The 20553-nt window shown below is 64.4% G+C and carries 19 protein-coding genes; 10 read left to right on the forward strand and 9 right to left on the reverse strand.

The genetic code is table 11. The features are described 5' to 3' along the window. Positions 1–24 precede the first annotated feature (24 nt). From ccmI to IVB54_RS25990, 6 genes are all read right to left on the reverse strand, one after another. The gene (gene ccmI, locus IVB54_RS25965; RefSeq protein WP_026233608.1) at positions 25–1140 is read right to left on the reverse strand and encodes a c-type cytochrome biogenesis protein CcmI; all 1116 of its coding nucleotides are present in this window, start codon (positions 1138–1140) and stop codon (positions 25–27) included. Between the two features lie 131 nt (positions 1141–1271). Further along, positions 1272–1541 (reverse strand): hypothetical protein, encoded by a 270-nt coding sequence (locus IVB54_RS25970; protein WP_007593394.1) that lies wholly within the window; start codon positions 1539–1541, stop codon positions 1272–1274. A 100-nt stretch (positions 1542–1641) separates the two neighbouring features. After that, a complete protein-coding gene (locus IVB54_RS25975) occupies positions 1642–3042 on the reverse strand; it encodes a hypothetical protein (protein WP_018458556.1) in 1401 nt (466 codons plus the stop codon). Positions 3043–3200: 158 nt separating this feature from the next. Further along, positions 3201–4577, reverse strand: a complete 1377-nt coding sequence (locus IVB54_RS25980) for a sensor histidine kinase (protein ID WP_018458555.1) — start codon at positions 4575–4577, stop codon at positions 3201–3203. A 121-nt stretch (positions 4578–4698) separates the two neighbouring features. Beyond that, positions 4699–5370 (reverse strand): response regulator transcription factor, encoded by a 672-nt coding sequence (locus IVB54_RS25985; RefSeq protein ID WP_018458554.1) that lies wholly within the window; start codon positions 5368–5370, stop codon positions 4699–4701. A gap of 231 nt (positions 5371–5601) precedes the next feature. Continuing rightward, positions 5602–5757 (reverse strand): hypothetical protein, encoded by a 156-nt coding sequence (locus IVB54_RS25990; protein WP_007593402.1) that lies wholly within the window; start codon positions 5755–5757, stop codon positions 5602–5604. 233 nt (positions 5758–5990) lie between these two features. On the opposite strand from IVB54_RS25990, the gene IVB54_RS25995 reads away from it, so the two are divergent. From IVB54_RS25995 to IVB54_RS26025, 7 genes are all read left to right on the forward strand, one after another. Next, the gene (locus tag IVB54_RS25995) at positions 5991–6974 is read left to right on the forward strand and encodes a Ku protein (protein ID WP_018458552.1); all 984 of its coding nucleotides are present in this window, start codon (positions 5991–5993) and stop codon (positions 6972–6974) included. 57 nt (positions 6975–7031) lie between these two features. Further along, the gene (locus IVB54_RS26000) at positions 7032–7268 is read left to right on the forward strand and encodes a hypothetical protein (protein WP_018458551.1); all 237 of its coding nucleotides are present in this window, start codon (positions 7032–7034) and stop codon (positions 7266–7268) included. A 169-nt stretch (positions 7269–7437) separates the two neighbouring features. Continuing rightward, positions 7438–7620 (forward strand): hypothetical protein, encoded by a 183-nt coding sequence (locus tag IVB54_RS26005; protein ID WP_018458550.1) that lies wholly within the window; start codon positions 7438–7440, stop codon positions 7618–7620. A gap of 192 nt (positions 7621–7812) precedes the next feature. Beyond that, the gene (locus IVB54_RS26010; protein WP_018458549.1) at positions 7813–7977 is read left to right on the forward strand and encodes a Flp family type IVb pilin; all 165 of its coding nucleotides are present in this window, start codon (positions 7813–7815) and stop codon (positions 7975–7977) included. A gap of 185 nt (positions 7978–8162) precedes the next feature. Further along, the gene (locus IVB54_RS26015) at positions 8163–9725 is read left to right on the forward strand and encodes a hypothetical protein (RefSeq protein ID WP_247776496.1); all 1563 of its coding nucleotides are present in this window, start codon (positions 8163–8165) and stop codon (positions 9723–9725) included. 175 nt (positions 9726–9900) lie between these two features. Continuing rightward, positions 9901–10896, forward strand: coding sequence for a glycosyltransferase family 2 protein (locus IVB54_RS41710; RefSeq protein WP_018458547.1), 996 nt, complete (start codon positions 9901–9903; stop codon positions 10894–10896). 8 nt (positions 10897–10904) lie between these two features. Continuing rightward, a complete protein-coding gene (locus tag IVB54_RS26025; protein WP_018458546.1) occupies positions 10905–11588 on the forward strand; it encodes a class I SAM-dependent methyltransferase in 684 nt (227 codons plus the stop codon). Between the two features lies 1 nt (position 11589). Here IVB54_RS26025 and IVB54_RS26030 read toward each other — a convergent pair whose 3' ends face one another. Continuing rightward, the gene (locus IVB54_RS26030) at positions 11590–12969 is read right to left on the reverse strand and encodes a hypothetical protein (RefSeq protein ID WP_247543045.1); all 1380 of its coding nucleotides are present in this window, start codon (positions 12967–12969) and stop codon (positions 11590–11592) included. Positions 12970–13233: 264 nt separating this feature from the next. Here IVB54_RS26030 and IVB54_RS26035 point away from each other — a divergent pair, with 264 nt between their 5' ends. The 3 genes from IVB54_RS26035 (at position 13234) to IVB54_RS26045 (ending at position 18119) form a co-directional block, all read left to right on the forward strand. After that, entirely contained in the window at positions 13234–13653 is a 420-nt protein-coding gene (locus IVB54_RS26035; protein WP_026233607.1) for a hypothetical protein, read from the forward strand. 215 nt (positions 13654–13868) lie between these two features. Then, positions 13869–15503: a thiamine pyrophosphate-requiring protein gene (locus IVB54_RS26040; protein WP_018458542.1), complete on the forward strand. Its 1635-nt coding sequence runs from the start codon at positions 13869–13871 to the stop codon at positions 15501–15503. Positions 15504–15617: 114 nt separating this feature from the next. Continuing rightward, positions 15618–18119 (forward strand): GAF domain-containing protein, encoded by a 2502-nt coding sequence (locus IVB54_RS26045; protein ID WP_018458541.1) that lies wholly within the window; start codon positions 15618–15620, stop codon positions 18117–18119. Positions 18120–18125: 6 nt separating this feature from the next. Here IVB54_RS26045 and IVB54_RS26050 read toward each other — a convergent pair whose 3' ends face one another. Beyond that, entirely contained in the window at positions 18126–19706 is a 1581-nt protein-coding gene (locus tag IVB54_RS26050) for an MDR family MFS transporter (protein ID WP_018458540.1), read from the reverse strand. 155 nt (positions 19707–19861) lie between these two features. Next, the gene (locus tag IVB54_RS26055; protein WP_026233606.1) at positions 19862–20377 is read right to left on the reverse strand and encodes a YcgN family cysteine cluster protein; all 516 of its coding nucleotides are present in this window, start codon (positions 20375–20377) and stop codon (positions 19862–19864) included. Between the last annotated feature and the right edge of the window lie 176 nt (positions 20378–20553).

Genomic DNA, 20553 nt, shown 5'->3' on the forward strand with positions numbered 1-20553 from the left:
CCTGCCCGTCTCGTCCTGACATCATCATCCGTCGAGCCCGAGTGTCTTGAGGCCTTCATCAAGCTGGCGCAACCGTGCTGCATCGTTGGCAACCGCCTGGCGGGCATCGGTCGATGCCCCCACCGCCTTGTCGCGATCACCCATGACGAGATAGGCGCGCACCAGGCGCAGCCAACCCTCGACGTCGTCGCCGTTCTGCTTGAGGCGCGTGGCGAGCCGTTCGACCATGCCGCGAACCATCGCGTTGCGATCGACCTCTTTCATGTCCTTGGAAGCTGCGAGGGTCTCATCCGACAGCGCCGGCATCGTCGCGCCACCGCCACCGACCCGCGCGAGCGAGGTCTGCACCAGAGGTCGCCACGGCGCATCCGCCGGCGCTTTCGCCAGCAGCGCGCGCCAGATATTGGCGGCATCGGCCTTGCGGCCGTCCTGCTCGGCGGCGAGACCGAGAAAATAGTTCGCCTTGGGGTCGTCGGCGCTGAGCGCGCGCGCGCGCTCGAACTCGGTCTTGGCTTCGGCGGTCACGACGCCGCCGGCGGCGGCCGAGATCGCTTCGCCGAGATCGGACCGGCGCTCCGCGCTCTCGCCATTGTAGGTGAGCGAGTTGCGATAGGCGCGCACGGCGTCGTCGAAGCGACCGAGCCGTTCCAGCACGGGCGCGATCACGTTCCAGCCGCGCCCGTCGGTCGGATTCTTTTCCAGATGTTGCTCGACCTGTACGACCAGATTCTCGAGCGACTGCGCCATGCCGGACCCGGATCCGCGCTCCCGCTGCGCCAGTGGAAAGTCCTGAAGCCTGGGCGAGCCGAGCGGCACATAGACACCAATCGCAACCAGCGGCAGGCCGGCAAGCGCCAGCACGGCCGCCGCGCGGCGCCATTTGAGGCTGGATTTCGGTGCCGTTGCGGGCTCGCTGCCGGCCGCGGCAAGCAGCCTGCGGCTGACCTCGACGCGCGCGGCCTCGGCTTCGGGCGCGGCGATCAGCCCTGCGGCAAGATCACGCTCGATCTCGGCGAGTTGGTCCTTGTAGACCGCGACCTCGCTGCCCTGATTTTGCGCGCGTCCGCTACGGCCGAGCGGCAAAAGCACGGCGAAGATCGCCGCGACCGTCATCAGCGCGAACACGAACCATAGCATCATCTGGCAAGCTTCCGGCAGCGCGCAAGCCGCGCCCACAGGTCGCTTTACACCACGGCCGGACGATGCGGCAATTGACAATTGTCAATTCGGCGCGACCGCGCACAGTCCCGAAATGGTGAAAATCCAACGGCTTAGCCGATCTCGAAGTCCGCGCTTTGAGCGGCGTCCTCGCCATGCCCGTTGAAGGCCTTCAGGAAATATGTTCCCGGCTCGATAGCGTCGGGCAATCTGATGCGCAACGCCCCGACGGGAACGGGTGATGCAACCCTGGTGACGGTCTCAGGAAGCTGCCGACCGCTTGCCTTCTCGACCAGCACCACCTTCGCGCCGACCATCAGCCTTTGATATTTGGCAACAACGACGCGATTCTCGATTTCGATGGAACTGATAACGGATTTCATGCGCCCACAGATAGAAATATAAAAAACCTGCACGGCGACCGTAGGGCCAGCCACCGACACCGTCAACCTGAAATTGTGACTACTGAAATATGCGCCTGGATCAGCTAGCGCGCGACGATTTGCGCTCGCCCGTGGCCGCGTTCTCCGCGGCGCGGCTCATCAGCGAGGCATAATCATCGCCGAACAGCACCTGGCAGAAGCGGATCGCGGCCTGCACCTGCTGCTGCCGATAGGTGCGGACCTTGTGATCGGCGCCGCGCAGCGACTGCACCAGCTGCTCAGTCGAACGCTCGACATATTGCTGGAGGTCGGAATAGGTGCGCAGTGTCACCTCGTTGATCGCAAGCTCGCTCGCATAATTGCGGCAGGTGGCGACGAAATCGATCAGCGCGACGGTTTCCTCGACCTCGGTGCTGTCGATCCGCGCGCCCGGCGGAATGTCCTTCTCGGCGCGCTGGCGCAGGATGCGGCGGACGCGGCCGGGAACACTGTCGATCTCGGATTGCAGCGCGTTAGAGATGTCGGCCCGGATCGAGGTCAACTGCTTGCCCCAGGCGGAATCGTTGCGCAGGTCGAGCTCGGTACGCAGGCCTCGCACGCCGTCGTGCAGCGTCTTGAGATTGGCGGCGACATTGTCGAAATGGCCGCGCTTGATGTCCATGCGCAGGATGGCCGCCACGCAGGACAGATCATGCAGCGCGATCGTGACGGCGACGCCATAGGGCGTTGCCGCAACACGGATCTCGTCGTCGGATGCGGCAATCTTGATGGCGAGGCGGATGATCTGCCACGGCGCGGTCATCCGCTGCACGACGATGGAGAGCGCGAAGGGCAGCATCTGCGGGGTCTGGAGGACGGGAATGTTGAGCGCTGCAGTCACCGATGCGATCTGGGCATCGCCGAAGGCGCGCAAAGAGCGCGGCAGCTTCTCGTTCAAGGTGGCAATGGCGTCGCGGACCGCGAGCACCGCCCCGCTCGAATAGAAGTCCTCGATCACGTTGGGCGGGCCAACGCGTGCGAGCGCACGCGACTTGTCGCCCCCGCCCGGCCCCGTCAGCTCGAAGATGGCATCCGCAGCGACCGCCTGGAGCTTCGAGGTCAGCGCTTCGACCTGGCCTGCGCTGTCGGCCGGCGTGCGCGCCAGCGCCGCCTCGAGTTCCTTCAGCTTGTCCGGAGCACCGTCGCGGCCGAGCCATTGCCAGATCGGAGCCAGCGAGGAGCGGCGGACCTGCCCGACCCGGATCGGAGCGCCTGCTTCGACGAGGAATGGTTCCAGCACCTGGAACAGCAGCCGCGACAGATCGTCCGTACGCGGCGGTGCGGCCTCGTCGGCTTCCGTCTTGCGGACAATCTTGCGCAGCTGATCGAGCACGAGGGTTGCCACGGCCGTGTCCTGGCCGCGCTCGAGCGCACGCTCGAACTCTCGCATCAGCAGCGCCTGCGCCTGCGGCGGGAGCTGCGCGAGATAGTCCCTCAGCCGCTCGATCGATGTCTGGCTCATGCGCCCGGGTAATGAACGGTAAATGGCGGACGTGGGATCCGTCCTCCTCGATCATAGGTGGGGCCACTTAAGAAGCCGTTTAGGAAGTCGCTCCGAATACCCCTGGTTTCGTCCGGATCGGGGTGCCGCAAGCCAAATAGTCGCGTCGGAACAAGGGATTATATTCCGGGGAGGACCAGCTCCGCCCGCAGGCCCCCCGTCGGTGCGCGGCCGAGGGAGAGGCTGCCGCCATAGAGCGCAGCGAGCTCGGTCACGATCGACAGTCCCAGGCCCGATCCGGGCTTGGACTCGTCGAGCCGCTGGCCGCGCCGTGAGACCTGGGTGCGCTCGGCCTCCGACAGGCCGCGGCCGTCATCGTCGACGATGATATGCAGCCGCGGACCGATGCTCGCCTGCTGCGGCGCTTCCGCCAGAACTTCGATGAAGACCCGCGACGCCGCCCATTTGCAGGCGTTGTCGACGAGGTTGCCGACCATCTCCTCCAGATCCTGCCGCTCGCCGCGAAATTTCGCCGACGGATCGGCCTCGGCCTCGACCACGATGCCGCGGCCGCGGTGGATCTTCTCCATGGTCCGCCGCAGTGCCTCGATGGCCGGTGCCACCTCCGTCACCGTCGCAACGACCGAGACCCGCGCCGCGATGCGCGCGCGCTCGAGATGATGGGCGACCTGGTCGCGCATCACGTCGGCCTGCTCCATCACCTTGGCCGCGAACGGATCGGTGGCATGCGCGCCGGCCTCGTTCACGATGACCGAGAGCGGCGTCTTGATGGCGTGGGCGAGATTGCCGACATGGGTGCGCGCGCGCTCCACGATCTCGCGATTGGCGTCGATCAGCGCGTTGGTCTCGCGCGCCAGCGGTGCGATCTCGACCGGGAACTCGCCCTCGAGCCGCTCCGCCCGCCCGGACCGGATGTCGGCGATGGATTCGGAGATGCGCTTGAGCGGCGCGAGACCGAAGCGGACCTGAAACACGGTGGTCAGCAGCAACACGATACCGAGCGCGGTGAAGGTGCCGCCGAGGTAGTAATCGAAACTGCGCGTCTCGTCGAAAATCTCGGTGTCGTCACCGGCGACACTGACGAGAAATTTGCCGTCCGCGCCGAGATCGACCGGCCGCTCCACCATGCGCAGGTTCTGTCCCTCTGGACCGTCGACATAAGCGATCCGGATGCCCGCGGCTGTGAGCTCGGTGCCCTGCTCTTCAAGCTTTGGCAGCTTCTTGTCCCAGAGCGAGCGCGAGGAGCGCACCTCCGGCTTTTCGGTGTCGGTCCGCGTGATCTGCCAGTACCAGCCGGACAACGGCAATTCGAACAAGGGCTCGCCGAGCGACTGGAACTGGCGGTCCGGCGGCTCGTCGGGGGTGGCGACCTCGGCGATCAGCGTGCGGAGATAGAGATTGAGCCGGCGGTCGAAGGCGCGCTCGGTGGCGTTCTTGTAGACCGACGACAGCACCACGCCGGTGATGGCCAGGATCACGACGAGCCACGCGGTCGCCGACAGAAACAGGCGGTTCGCAAGCGAGCTGGCGGGCATCGGAATGATCCCGGAGGCGCGGGGTGGCATGGCGTCGGAACTCATGACCCGAACAAGGCCCCTGCTGCGCCGCCCGTCAAGCCAAGATACGTCTAGACGAGATAGTTCGAGACACCGCGCTTCAAGCGCCGGGGGCCGGCGGGGTCAGGAGATAGCCGAGGCCACGGACAGTCTGGATGATGTCGACGTCGAGCTTCTTGCGGATGCGGCCGACGAAGACCTCGATCGTGTTGGAGTCGCGGTCGAAGTCCTGGTCGTAGAGATGCTCGACCAGCTCGGTACGGGACACGACACGCCCCGAATGGTGCATCAAGTAGGCCAGAAGCCGATATTCGTGCGACGTCATCTTGATGGGATTACCCGACACGCTGACCCGGCCGGTCCTGGTGTCGAGCGTGACGGGGCCGCAGGTCAGCTCGCTCTGGGCGTGGCCGGTGGAGCGGCGCAGCAGCGCGCGGATCCGCGCCAGCACCTCCTCCAGGTGGAACGGCTTTGCGACATAGTCGTCGGCACCGGCATCGAAGCCCTGGACCTTGTCGCTCCAGCGGTCGCGCGCGGTGAGGATCAGGACCGGCATGGTGCGGCCGTTGCGCCGCCAGGCCTCCAGCACCGAGATGCCGTCCTTCTTCGGCAGGCCGATGTCGAGCACCACGGCATCGTAGGGCTCGTTGTCACCGAGAAAATGCCCCTCCTCCCCGTCGAAGGCGCGATCGACGACATAGCCGGCGTCGGTCAGCGCCTTGGTAAGCTGGCGATTGAGATCGGGGTCGTCCTCAACGACGAGCAGGCGCACGCTTCTCTCCAGAATTAGGCCGCATGAACACCTGCACAGATGAGCAATTCCGGCGTGAACTGAATATGAACACCGGGGAACCGGCCGCGTTACTTTTTGGTCATATCCGACCAGTTCGCAGTCAACGCACTGCGCCCGCCATGCCACCGGACGAACCGACGGCATGGCGGGCGCAATGTGCCGCGTTACGCGGCGAGTCGGAAGGTGCAAACCGTCCGGTCGATCTGCCGATCAGGTCCGGAAGAACACGAACCAGATGACCGCGAGGATCAGGATCGCGAGCCCGGTTGATATGGCGAGCAGCGCCGCCACCGACGGCCCAGGCTCGCCCTGGCGCGCCTCCGTCGGAGTTTCCACGATCTGACGTTGGTCTCGCGTGGTTGCCATGGTGACCTCAATTTCTGGCCGTCGCATCGGATGGCCGCGACTCCTCGCGGCGAATGTCCAGTGGCAACGCATGATCGGATATGATGTTCCGGTTTTTGCAGCCGGATCGGGCTGCAACCGCGCGCCGGGCGGCCGATTAACGCAGTTGCAAGATTCAGCGATCCGCCTTGCTATGATTCGGTGTTCCCCGATGGTATCTTCGTCTTCTGTCCCCGTTGCGTTTGGAGTAGCCCATGGCCCCCCGCGCCAATTGGAAGGGTTTTCTGCGTTTGTCGCTCGTGACCTGCCCGGTCGCGCTCTATCCGGCCACTTCGGATACCGAGAAAGTCTCGTTCAACCAGATAAACCGCAAGACCGGCCACCGGATCAAGTACCTCAAGGTCGACGCCGAGACCGGTGACGAGGTGACTTCGGAGGACATCGTCAAGGGCTACAAGGTCGACACCGACACCTATATCGAGGTCACCAAGGACGAGCTCGACGACATCGCGCTGGAGTCCACCCACACGATCGAGATCGACGAGTTCGTACCGAAGACCGACATCGACAGCCGCTATCTGATCCGCCCCTACTATCTCGTGCCCGACGGCAAGGTCGGCCACGACGCATTTGCGGTGATCCGCGAGACGATCCGGAGCATGGACAAGGTCGCGATCGGCCGCGTGGTGCTGACCAACCGCGAGCACATCATCGCGCTGGAGCCGCTCGGGAGCGGCCTGATGGGGACGCTGCTGCGCTACCCCTACGAGGTGCGCGGCGAGAAGGACTATTTCGACGACATCCAGGACGTGAAGCTGACCAAGGACATGCTCGACCTTGCAAAGCACATCGTCGAGAAGAAGTCCGGCGCGTTCGAGCCTGAGCTGTTCGAGGACCATTACGAGACCGCACTGATCGACCTCATCAACAAGAAGCGCAGCGGCGCGCCCATCGCAGCAAAGGCCGCGCCCAAGACCAGCGGCAACGTTATCAACCTCATGGACGCGCTGAAGAAGAGCATCGCGAACGAGAAGGACGCAGGCCCCGCGGCGAAGGTGGCCAAGGACGTGACCAAGGACGCCGTCAAGGGCAAGAAGCCGAAGAAGCGCGTCGAAGGCCAGCGTGAGATGCTGCTGCCGATCACCGGCAAGGGCGGCAAGGACACTGCTGCGAAAGCCGCTCCCAAAAAGGCGGACAAGCCGGTGCGCGCGCCGGCCCGGGCGAAGAAGGCCGGCTAGCGGCATCGCACAGCGCCGACGCCGTGATGCTGCCCCTCGTCGATCGGCCGACCTGACATGCCCTGGTCGACCGCGTTCGACGAACCCATCTCGTTACGTGGCGGGCGCAAGCTGCGGACGCTGCAAGAAGCTGCCGATCACATCATGCGACTGCCCGAGGATACGCAGGATGCGAGCCACTGGCAGACCGCGATCGAAACCCTGATCAACGCGGCCGAGACCGGCGGCGGCTGGATGATGTTCGCCCGCATCGCGGTGTTGCGGGCGCTGAATGCGGACGGTCGGCGCGAGTGAGCCGGGCGCCCCGCTCGAGAACAGGCTCAACAATCCGTTAAGTCAAGCCGCGCTTTCAGCGTCTGCCTGCGGCCGGAGGGCACGTAATCCTACGGAAGACAAAATTAACCGACGCTTCCCGCTCAGCGCAGCATCGTCGCCCCTCGATTGAACTCGGGGTTGCAGGCTCGTGAAGCAGCAGGACGCCAGAAAGAATTACATCGGCATCGTCAACGACGCGGCCGAGGAAGAAAGCCTGGCCGGCAGCTCCGCGCGAGCGCAGCCGTCCGTGGTCAGCTATCTGGTCGGACGTCTGGCGATAGTGCTGAAACGCTCCAGCAAGGCCGCACCGGAACGCCAGATCTCGTCCTGAGACGGGATGACGACATCGCCAAATGCGTCCGAATTGGGTGACGAAACCTTAAGTCAATCGATGTCACCATATCAAACGGCAGGTGAGGACCATCCGCCCTGCGTTTTGGCGCGCTCACGAAAACTTAGTGAATCAATTTACCATTCCGAAAACGGCACCGGCCTAGGTTGGACGGATGAACAGGAGTTGACGATGACTTTGCTCAAGTCATTTCTTGCCGACGAAAATGGTGCCACCGCCATCGAGTATTGTCTGATCGCCACCGGCATCGCGTTCGCGATCATCACGGCCGTGAACAACACGGGCAGCGCACTCCTGAGCAGCAAATTCAACTCGATCAGCGCGGCGATGAAGTAGCCGGCATAGCCGGCGCGCCGCAATCGCATCAGCACGAATCCGCGTGCAGCGCGCCGGATGATAGGCTCCTCCTTCCGATGCGGCGGCGACCCCAGTTTGATTTTCGCGAAGTTCGCATTATTGGCGTTGTGTCGCGCGGTTGCGCTGTCGTAGAGCGTAAGCTCAAACTCTAGCGGCCCTATGACATGATTCCTTCCGACAAGCCGACCTCGACAATCTGGGCTCGTCTTGGCTCGGACCGATCGACGCCGATCAGCGTTCTTGCTGTCCTGGCGGCCCTGTCGTTTCTTCCGGTGCTGCTGACCGCTATCCCCGCGATGGTCGACTATCCCAATCATCTCGCCCGGATGTACATTCTGAGCCAGAACGGCACTCCCAATGCCAATCCGTATTACGAAGTGGCCTGGGCATTCTATCCCAACCTTGGAATGGATCTGCTGGTCCCGCAAATGGCGCGGCTGATCAACGTCGAGAACGCCACGCGCCTGTTTCTGCTCCTGAGCCAATTGCTGATCGTCGGAGGCGCGCTTTTGCTCGAATGGGCCCGGAAGGGACGGGTCCATCTCGCCGGCTTTGCGGCGCTCGCTTTCCTTTATTGTCTGCCGTTCAGCTGGGGCTTCGTGAATTTCGAGTTCGGACTGGGCCTCGCTCTTTGCGGCATCGCCGTCTATCTGATGCTCGCGGAGCGCCCATGGCCACTGCGTTTCGTCGTCAACATGGTCTTCGTCGCTGCGCTGTTTGCAGCACATTTCTTCTCCCTCGGCGTCTATGGCGCGACGCTCGGCGTCTACGAGCTCTCGCGCATCCGCCATGGGCGAAGGTCGTACGGGGTCGCCGCCGCGCGGCTCGGCGCGTTGGCCATACCGGCGCTTGCCCTCTTTGGGATCATGCGCATGACCGCGGGATCGATCGGAAGCGAAGGAACGAGCTGGTTCATCGGATTCAAGCCGATCTGGCCGTTGCGCATCATGAACGGTTACAATCTGACAATCGCAGCGGCGACCGGGCTTACGCTGATGGTCTCGCTGTTCTTCGCCGCAAGACGCGGCGTCCTCAAGCTCGAAACAGCCGGGACCTGGCTCGCGATCGGCTTCGCGCTGCTCTACGTCGTCATTCCCTCGAAGCTGTTCGGAACCTCGTTCGTCGACCTGCGCGTCATTCCCGCTGCGGCTCTGATCCTGCCGGCCTTCTGCTCGCTGACGCTGCCCAGCCGGGCGTGGAGAATGGCAGCGCTCGCCGCGATCAGTGGCGTCATACTGATCAATCTCGCCGTCGTGCTCACGGTGTGGCTGCCTTACCGCACCGACTATGCGGCCATCGTCGAGTCGTTCCACAAGATCGATCGCGGCTCGCGCATCCTCGTCGCCAGCACGGACGACAATGGAGACCCGCCCTTCGCCGACCTCACCTCATATCCGATGTACTATGCACCTACGCTGGCCGTGCACTATGCCAACGCGTTCGTGCCCAATCTATTCACGGAAGCGGGCAAGCAGCCCGTGCGGCCACGCGAGGACGTGCGCCGTCTTGCCATTCCCTACGGGGGGCCGGTGCCGCTGGGCGTGCTTACCGCGATTGCGGCAAGCCGGCCGCCGGCAGGCGTTCCGCCGTTCGTCCGCACCTGGCATCAGGACTTCGACTATCTCTATGTCCTCGGGCCGCGAGCCGCAAACCCGCTGCCGGATGTGCTGGAAGCGCTGGACACCTCTGAGCGATTTGTTCTCTACAAGATCCGCCGCAAGTCCTAGACCGCAAGTCCTAGGCCGAAGCCGCGGCTGCCCAGCGTGGTTAATCGGGCATCACCATCTGCACCCGCCTTTTGGAAGCCACCGCGGTGCCCCATATCCTTAATGGTTGTGGCAAGGCGACCTTAACCACCGCCGGCATAGACTTCCGCTCCTGCAACGAGTTGGACTCTCTCGCATGGCGGCCAATTTCCAGTCGATCCGCTACAGCCTCGTCATCCCCGTGTTCAACGAGGAAGCCGTGCTGCCGGTGCTGCTGCGCAGGCTCGACCTCGTCTTGTCCCGGCTCGACGGGCCGGCAGAGGCGATCTTCGTTGACGACGGCAGCAGCGATTCCAGCTCGATCGTGCTACAGGCACTCGCCACGCGCGACCCGCGCTTTCGCTATATCGGCCTGTCGCGAAATTTCGGGCATCAGATCGCCATCACCGCCGGCATGGACGCCGCGCAAGGTGAAGCGATCATCGTCATGGATGCCGATTTGCAGGATCCGCCCGAAGTGATCGAGCAATTGATCGCAAAATGGCAGGAAGGCAACGACATCGTCCACGCCCGCCGCCTGTCGCGCGACGGCGAAAGCCGATTCAAGCGCGCGACCGCGCATCTGTTCTACCGGCTTCTCGGCAGGATGTCCTCGGTCGGCATCCCCGCCGACGTCGGCGACTTCCGCCTGATCGATCGCAAGGTGCTCGACGCGCTTCGGCAGATGCCGGAGCAGGACCGCTTCGTACGCGGCATGATCGCCTGGCTCGGCTTCCGGCAGGCGGAGGTCACCTTCCACCGCCTCGAGCGAGCAGCGGGCGAGACCAAATATCCGCTGTTCAAGATGCTGCGGCTCGCGATGAACGCCGCGCTCGGCTTTTCCGATCTGCCCTTGCGCCTGGCAATCTGGTGCGGATTGACGGTCTCAGGTCTGGCACTGCTCTATGGCGGCTGGGTGATCCTGTTGTGGCTCAGCAACGATAGTCATCTCGTGACCGGCTGGTCCTCGACGATGGTCGTCATGTCCCTGCTGTGTGGAATGAACATGCTGATGACGGGTATCGTGGGGCTTTACGTCGGCCGCATCCATGCCGAGGTGAAACGTCGACCGCTCTACGTGGTGCAGACCCGCGCTGGCTTCGACCGCAACGAGGCGGCAGCCGCACCCGCGATCCACGCCGTCAACGAGTGACACAGCGCATGACCGAGCTCTTCGACGGCTATCACGACAACTACCGTGACGTGGTCCAATCCTCGATCGACTTCTCCGGCTTGCCGCATCATTTCTTCATGCGCGCCAAGGCCGATCTGCTGGGCAACCTGATCGCGCAGCGGCTCGACACGGAGAGGCCCGACATGCTGGACGTCGGCTGCGGCGTAGGCAGCCTTCATCCACTGCTGCACGGCATGGTCGGCCGCTTGAGCGGCATCGACGTCTCGTCGGCCAGCCTGGCGCAGGCGCGCGCTGACAACGGCAGGGTCGACTACCGTGAGTTCGACGGCCGCACCTTTCCTTTCGACGATGCCAGCTTCGATCTGGTCACGGCCGTCTGCGTGATGCACCATCTCGTGCCAACGGAATGGGCGCAATTCATCGCGGAGATGCGGCGCGTGACGCGCCCCGGTGGACTCGTCTGCGTCATCGAGCACAATCCGTACAACCCGCTGACCCGTCTTGCCGTCGCGCGTTGTGAGTTCGACCGGGACGCCGTCTTGCTCGGGGCCGGCACAACCCGAAAATTGATGGCTGCCGGCGGCTTGCGCGAGATCGGTGCGCGCCATTTCCTGCTGCTGCCCTGCGACACCAAGCCGTCGCGGCGTCTCGAAGCGACCCTGAGCGGCGTGCCGCTCGGCGGCCAATACGCCGCCTACGGGACCGCTTGATCTATCTTTGCGGTATATCTCGCCGCTTGTGCACGACCGCCACGTCGTCGCTGTAGACGCGCTGCCATTGGGGCAGCCGGTCCAGCATCGCTATAGCCGGCGTCCCCGGCGCGAGCAACGTCGCGCCGATGCTGTATTCGTCGAGCAATCTGAGAAAGTCGCCGAGATCGACGAGCGCCAGGGCGCGATTGTAGCGGTTGATGAACGCTCCCCCGTACAGTTCACCGCGACCGTCGATAAAGGTGGGAATGCCGGCAAAGATCAAATAGCCACCGAAGGTATAATCGTTGAGCACGTGCCCCGCTGCGGCGAGGTTGGCTTCAGCGATGGCAGCCTGAGGGGTCATGGCCGGAGCCGGCCGTATATCACGGGCCAGCGTCGCCCCGCTCACCGCAATCAACACACCGAGGGCGGCCAGGTTCAGGCGGCGCGACGAGCCGGCCGCATCTTTCCCAATCGGTCCGCCGAACTTTCGCCCCAGCGGAGCCGCCAGATAGAGCGGCGCCAGCATGGCCAGCAGATCCGCATTGCGGATCTGGGCCAGCGCGAAATGCAGCAAGCCGATCACGACCAAGGCCCGGACCACCGGCAGCGTCACGCCGCGCGAGAGCGCGAAGATCCCGGCCAGCAGCAACAGCTCGAAGAAGCCTATATGGCTGAAATCCTGCGGCCGCCATTCCGCGATCCAACCGAGCGCGGGGCCGAGGCCGAGCGTGGTCAGCGGCATCAGCAGCGGTTCCGGCCCGTAGGGGGTCAGGCAGGACGCCGCGACCGCAAGCGCCGTGAACGGCAGCCAACGCAGGAATACGCGTGGCCATTCACTACGCTCCTCGCAGAGCAGCGCCTCGAGCCCTGCAGGGCCGATCAGTCCAAGCGCCAGCACCACACTGCCGTGCAGATTGGCCCACACGACCAGCAGCGGAAGGGCCCAGTACGGCGGAGGCCCTCGACAATCCATGCAGCGTACCAGGGCCGCCGCCCAGGTCACCATCAGCGGCAGCACCAGTACATGTGGCCGCGCCAGCATATGCGGCGCCAAGAGGATGACGGCCACGATCACCATGAGCAGCGTCTGGGTCGGCGAAAGCTCGCGCAGCAGGAAGAAGGTGAACAGGCCAAAGGCGAGCGCTATCGCCGCGGCGCCGACGACGAGGACGCCTGGCCAGCCGGCGAGCGCGTAGGCTGCGGCGTAGATCACCTCCGAGAGCCATTCGAAGGTGATCCAGGGAGCGCCGTGCCTCGAAAAGGAAAATGGGTCGGTCGCTGGCAGCGTGCCATGCGCGATGATCCAGCGCCCGACCTCGATGTGGGAATAGCTGTCGGGATCATTGAGCAGCCGCGGTCCAAGGATCAGCAGCAGGCCATAGACGCCAAGGCTCACCAGCCAGGGAAGCGCCGCACGCGCCGAAAACGGTTGAACCTCGCTGTGGACGACCTGGTCACTCATGGCGAGCGCAAGTTAGGGCGCAAGCGTTAAATTCCTCTTTGACTTGACAGGGCCTGGCTTGGTGCGCGGCGGGCCGGTCACGCTTTGTGAACTATATTCCCGGTAGCGAAATCCGGGCTGCGGCGCTTTGACGACCATGCGGGTCCTGATACGCTTCACACTGTCAATCGACGAACCACGGCGGCTTGAAGGATGCGGATGAGAAGCGTGATGCTCTTGGCTTTCAGCCTCATCTTTGTTGGCGTCTGGTCGCAGGACAGCGCGAGAGGGCAGACTTCGGCCGCGCCGTCGGTTTCGCTTTCTCCGCCCAATGCATCGCCGCCGCATGCGGGCGCCAAAACTTCCAGACCTCCGCCGGCAGCATCCATCAGAGAAGCTTCGCCGCCGGTGATCGGCGGGCTTCCATCGGCGCCGAACCCAGCTGCCGACTACGATGGCTTCAGCGTAGGTATCGGCGACGGCAACGACACCTCGAGCCAGGTAGTCCCGCCTGTGAGGTCACGCAATGCGAAGGGCTCCAGGGCCGATCCGGGTGCGAAAGGCGCCGCTGAGCAATTGATCGATCAAGAAGACGAGTCGCTGAAACGCAAGCTGATGATCTGCCAAAGCTGCAAGTAGCGGTCGTAGTCCGGATGGAGCGCAGCGAAATTCGTCACTGGTCTATCCGGGTGGAACGGCCCCGGATTGCGCTGCGCTCCATCCGGGCTATGGCACTCGCTGCATAGCTGACCCACCGCGACTCTCATCGTCCGCGCTTTACCCTCCCCGGATTTCCTGATCCTCTCTCCCCTAATCGGCCGGAGCAACCGGCCTACGCCAGGGAGAGAGACGCCATGAAGCTCGGCACCGCGATTGCGGAAATCATGAAGCGCGAGGGGATCGGGATCCTCTGCGGCTATCCGGTCAACCATCTGATCGAGCATGCGGCCAAGGCCGATATCCGGCCGGTGATGGTGCGGCAGGAGCGCGTCGGCATCCACATGGCGGATGCGATCTCGCGGGTGACATCGGGACGCTCGATCGGCGCGTTCTGCATGCAGCATGGCCCCGGTGCGGAGAATGCGATGGGCGGCGTTGCGCAATGCTACGGCGAATCCGTTCCCGTACTGGTGCTGCCAATGGGCTATCAGCGCAGGCTTGCGCATATCGAGCCGAACTTCAATTCCAGCGAGGCGATGAAGGCGTTTTCGAAATCGTCGGAGCCGATCATCCTGGCCGCGGAAGTCGCCAACATTTTTCGCCGCGCCTTTACCAAGCTGAAGAACGGCCGCGGCGGCCCTGTGATCGTCGAGATCCCTGCGGACATGTGGAACGAGGAGGTGCCGGAGCCGCTGAACTACACGCCTGTGCTGCGCACCCGCTACGGCGCGGATCCCATTCATATGAAGGAGGCGGCCGACCTGCTCGTCAACGCCAAGCGCGCGGCGATCTATGCCGGCCAGGGCGTGCATTACGCCCAGGCGTGGCCACAACTGAAGCGGCTGGCCGAACGGCTCGCCATTCCCGTCACGACCAGCCTTGGGGGCAAATCGTCCTTCCCGGAAACGCATCCGCTCTCGCTCGGCTCCGGCGGCCTTGCGGTGCCGCGCGCCGTGCCGAAGTTTCTGGCTGAGGCCGACCTCATTTTCGGCATCGGCTGCTCCTTCACTGAAACAAGCTTCGGCATCGCGATGCCCAAAGACAAAACCATCATCCACTCCACACTCGATCCGAACCATCTCAACAAGGACGTGGAAGCCAGGATTGGCCTCGTCGGCGATGCCGGGCTTGTGCTCGACGCGCTGCTGGAGGAGATCGGCAAGACCGTCAGCGCGGATCGCGACGCGTCGGCGGTGGCAGCCGAGATCGCGGCTTCGCACAAGGAGTGGCTGGCGAAATGGATGCCGAAGCTCACCAGCAATGATGCGCCCTTGAGCCCCTATCGCGTGCTGTGGGACCTGCAACATACCGTCGACATCCGCAACACCATCATCACCCACGATGCCGGCAGCCCCCGCGACCAGCTTTCGCCGTTCTGGAAGTCGGTCGAGCCCCTCACCTATCTTGGCTGGGGCAAGACGACGCAACTCGGCTACGGCCTTGGGCTGGCCATGGGCGCAAAGCTCGCAAAGCCTGACAAGCTCTGCATCAATGTCTGGGGCGACGCCGCGATCGGCTTCACCGGCATGGATTTCGAGACCGCGGTGCGCGAGCGCATCCCGATCATGTCGATCCTGCTGAACAATTTTTCAATGGCGATCGAATTGAAGGTGATGCCGGTCTCGACCGAGAAATATCGCTCGACCGACATTTCCGGAGACTACGCCGCGATGGCGCGCGCCTTCGGCGGCTATGGAGAGCGGGTGACGAGACCTGAGGACATCACCCCCGCGATCAGGCGCGGCATCCAGAAGACGCAGGAAGGCGTTCCCGTGCTGCTGGAGTTCATCACCAGCAAGGAGACCGAGGTGTCGCGGCCGGGCACGTGAAGCGGGCCGGATTCCGGCAGCAAAACTCGCTGTCGCGGAGGCTGGCTCCGGCCGCAGGAGATGTGATAATCCGCCTCGGTGCCGCGCTTGTCGCGGCATCAAGCCGGATTGCGAATGACCGCCCCTTCCAACGACATCGCGGAATTTAAACGCCTGTTGCAGGCGGCCACAGCCGAGAACGCGCAGCTTCGCAGCGAGCTCGCGATTGCGCGCGATCGTCAGAACGCCAGCGCCGGGATTCTGCGCACCATCGCGGCCTCTCCGTCCGATGCCCGGCCGGTCTTCGAGGCGATCGCGTCCAGCTCCCGGCGCTTGCTCGGCGGCTTCTCCGCCACCGTGCTTCAGTTCATCGAGGACGAGCTCCACCTCGTGGCGTTTACACCAACGAGCCCCGAGGCGGACGAAGGGCTCAAGGCGTCGTTCCCGCGCAAGATTGCCGACTTTCCGACCTTTGCGCTGGTGCGTGGCGGCGAGACGATCCAGTTTCCCGATAGCGAAGCCGCGGAGGTCCCGGAGCTGAATCGGAACCTTGCGCGGCTGCGCGGCTTCCGCAGCGTGCTGTTCATGCCCCTGATGAATCGGGCGACGCCAGTCGGCATGATCAGCGTCACGCGCGCCGAGCCCGGCGCGTTCGCAGCCGACCACGTCCAGCTGCTCCAGACCTTCGCCGATCAGGCAGTGATCGCGATCGAGAATGCGCGCCTGTTCAACGAGACACGCGAGACGCTGGAGCGTCAGACCGCCACCGCCGACATTCTGAAAGTGATGGCCGCCTCGCCGTCCGACGTACAGCCGGTGTTCGACGCCATCGCGGCCAATGCCAACCGGCTGATCGGCGGCTTCTCCACCGCGGTGCTGCGCTACATTGGGGGCGCGGCGCACCTTGCGGCGTTCACGCCGACCGATCCGGCCGGCGATCGCGTGCTGCAGGCCTCGTTCCCGGTGCCATTCGCGCAGTTCCCGCCCTACCGGCTCGTGGCCAATGGTGTGGCGGCGCAATTGCCCGACACCGAAGTCGAACCCGCAGCCCGCGACATCGCGCGCGCCCGGGGCTACCGCAGCATGCTGTTCGCGCCCTTGATGAGCGACGGCGCGGCGATCGGCGTCATCATCGCCACGCGGCGCGCGACCGGCGCGTTCGGCGAGCATCACGTGCGGCTATTGCAGACCTTCGCTGACCAGGCGGTGATTGCGATCAAGAATGTCAGCCTGTTCAACACCACGAGGGAAGCGCTGGAACGGCAGACCGCGACCGCCGACATCCTCAAGGTGATCGCGGCCTCGCCCGCGGATGTGACGCCGGTGTTCCAGGCGATCTCCGACAGCGCCAAGTCCCTGGTCGGCGGACATTCCTCCACCGTCACGCGCGTCATCGACGACCTGCTGCACCTGGCCGCCTTCAGCACCGACAACGAAGCCGGCAATGAAGAGCTGCTCAATTCGTTCCCGGTGCCGCTGTCGGCATCCGGCATTCACAGCCGGGTGGCAAGAAGCGGAGAGTTCGCATTCCGCAGCGACATGCAGAACGAGCCCGACCTCACGGACGCCATGAGAGAGCTGGCGCGGACGCGAGGCTATCGCAGCATCCTCGTGATCCCGATGCTACGCGACGGCGTCGCGATCGGCACCATCGGCGTGACGCGGCCGGAGGCCGGTCCTTTCCCGGACAAGGCGATCGCCCTGCTCAAGACCTTTGCAGACCAGGCCGTGATCGCCATCGAGAACACGCGCCTGTTCAACGAGGTGCAGGACCGCACCCGGGACCTCGCCAAATCGCTCGACGATTTGCGCGCTGCCCAGGACCGGCTGGTCCAGACCGAGAAGCTGGCTTCGCTCGGCCAGCTCACCGCCGGCATCGCGCACGAGATCAAGAACCCGCTCAACTTCGTCAACAACTTTGCATCGCTCTCCGCCGAGCTGACGGACGAGCTGAACGCGGCGCTCGCGCCTGTCCCGCTCGCGGACGACGTTCGTAGCGAGGTCGACGAGCTGACCGGACTGTTGAAGGACAATCTCGCGAAGATCGTGCAGCATGGCAGGCGCGCCGACTCCATCGTCAAGAACATGCTGCTGCATTCCCGCGAGGGCGGCGGCGAGCATCGGCTGAGCGACATCAACGCACTGGTCGAGGAGAGCCTCAACCTCGCCTATCACGGCGCCCGCGCCGAGAAGCCACAGTTCGACGTGACGCTGAAGCGCGAGCTCGATCCGGCGGCCGGACAAGCGGAAGTGTTTCCGCAGGAGATCACCCGGGTGCTGCTGAACCTAATCTCGAATGGCTTCCACGCGGTCGCCAAGCGCAAGTCGGATGACGGCGCCGCCGATTACGAGCCGGTAGTGATCGCCGCGACACGCGACCGGGGCGACAGTATCGAGATCCGCATCCGCGACAATGGCACCGGCATTCCGCACGAGGTGAAGGAAAAGATGTTCGATCCGTTCTTCACCACCAAGCCGGCCGGCGAAGGCACCGGCCTCGGATTGTCGATGAGCCACGATATCGTGGTGAAGCAGCACGGCGGCACAATCGACGTCGCGACGGAGCCCGGCGCGTTCACCGAGTTCACGATTCGATTGCCGCGAAGCAGCAGCTTTCCGGACGGACGCCGCGGCTAGCGGTTCTTATTCCGCCATCTCGACGGGTTGCGTCGTGGACGGACCGGCCAGCGGCCGCTCCTCCATCATGATCAGGCAGAGCGCGGCGCCAGCCATCAGCGCGGTGGCGGCGCCGAAGACGTAGCGGAACGCATGCCGCATGTCGTCCGCGGGGATCGCATTGACGGCGCCGTGATGCTCGCCGGCGAGCGGAACGTCGGCACCGAGCGCGATGAGCAGGATGGCCGCGAACGCCGCAACCGTGAACGAGGACATAAGCGAGCGGAAGAAGTTCAACGCGCCCGTGATGGTGCCGACCTGCGGACGGGCGACCGAATTCTGCACCGAGACGACGCAGACCGGAAAGGTGGTGCCGAGGCCAAGCGCAAACGCAGCCATCAGCGTCAGCAGCGCCCAGAGCGGCAACGTCGTCAACGTGAGGCCGAGGCCGCACAGCGCTGCCCAGGACGTTCCTACGATGGCGACCCGCTTGTAGTGCTTGGCCCGCGCCATGGTGCGACCAGCGATGGCCGCGCCGCAGGTCGAGACCGCCGCGAGCGGAATCAGCGCGAGGCCCGCTTCGCTGGCGCTGAGGTGATAGACCGCCTCGTAATAGAGCGGCAGCTGCACCGTGAGGCCCGTGATCGCACCGAGCGCGCAACCGCCGGCCGTCAGCCCGAACGGCACAACCGATCCTCCGAGCAGCGGCAGCGGCAGGAACGGCTCTTCCGCCCGGCGCGCGTGCCACACGAAGGTGACCGCGAGCGCTACAGCGCCGCCCACCATCGCAAGCACGGTGGGCGAGAGCCACGGGAAGCGCGTGCCCCCCCAGGTCAGCACCAGCATGAAGACGACGGCAGAGGCCATCAGCAGCACGCCGCCGATCCAGTCGACCTTGCGCTTGCGGTGGAACACCGGAATCTTCTTCATCCTGGGCAGCAGCAACGCGATCGCCGCCGCCGCGAGCGGCACATTGATCCAGAAGATCATCGACCAGTGCAGATGCTCGGCGAACACGCCGCCGATGACCGGGCCGAGAATGCCGCCGACCATCCAGACGCTGGAGAAATAGGCTTGATACTGGCCGCGCTCGCGTGGGCTCACGACGTCGGAGATCACGGTCTGCACCACCGGCATGATGCCGCCGCCACCCAGTCCCTGGAGACCGCGTGCAAGAATCAGCATCGGCAGGTTCGGAGCGATCGCGCACAGCACCGAGCCCGCGACGAACAGGCTGAGCGAGATGATGATCATCACACGGCGCCCGTAGATGTCGCTGAGCGTGCCGAAAACCGGCGCGACCGCGGTCGAGGCGAGCAGATAGGCGGTGATGACCCAGGAGAGATTGGAGACGTCGTGGAACTGGCGTCCGATGGTCGGCAGCGCGGTGGCGACGATGGTCTGGTCCAGTGCGGCCAGGAACATCGTCAACATCAGGCTGATGACGATGGTGCGGACCTCGTCCTGCGACAGCGGCGCCGGCGGCGCGAGCGAAGGAGCGTCATCGACGCTCAAGACCTCGCTCGGAAGGCGCGACAATTCCTCGGCGATGTCGTCGGGCAATGTCTGGGTGTCGGCAGAACTGCTCTGCCGCTCGAACTTGTTCATCTCGACCGGAAGCCATGAGGCGGCGCAACACCGCGAAGGATTCGTTCTATGCAGTCAATGTAGACAGCAAAGTTCTTCTCAGGCAGGCACCGCGGCGCATGGGAGCATCCCACCCCACGGCCATCGCGAGGACGTGATCTACCTGGTGCGGCGGATCAGTCCTTCGGACGTCGCTTCAGGCGCGCCCGTTTTGGCAGCTGCGCCGGCCACTGCACGATGTGGTTCTCGAGCTCATCGTCCGGAATCTCGACCTCGCTGCCTTCGACCCGCCCGCGTACGGAGACGCCCGCGTCATGCACGGTGTCGGGATCGCCTGACACCAGGGGATGCCACCAATAGAGGTCGCGGCCTTCCGCAACAAGCTTGTAGCCGCAGCTCGGCGGCAGCCAGTTCAGGGTGCGGACATTGGCCGGGGTCAGGCGGACGCAGTCCGGAACCTTGTCGGAACGATTCGCGTAGTCCTTGCAGCCGCAGGTCACCCCATCGAGCAGCTTGCAGCCGACATGGGTGAAATAGATGTCGCCGGTGCCATCTTCCTCGAGCTTGTTCAGGCAGCAGCGGCCGCAGCCGTCGCACAGGCTCTCCCATTCGGGCCCCGACATCTCTTCCAACGTCTTGGTTTTCCAGAAGAATCCTTCCTGGCCTGAAGGTCGTTTGGGAGCTGCGGTCATGCGCCTCAACAAAAGTTCGAAAGAGCTACGGTTGGTGCCATCTAGGGCGTGCGGCCGTGGGGCTGCAAGCAACGCCCGCGTGAGGCCCGTAATGAACCGGGGTCAATTAGGCCTGTTGTTCAAAATCGCAAGCGTGACCATTGGTTTATAGGCCCTGCTCGGCTAGAAGGAACAGC

It is taken from the genome of Bradyrhizobium sp. CW1, from assembly GCF_023100665.1.
In the GTDB taxonomy this organism is placed as follows: domain Bacteria; phylum Pseudomonadota; class Alphaproteobacteria; order Rhizobiales; family Xanthobacteraceae; genus Bradyrhizobium; species Bradyrhizobium canariense_D.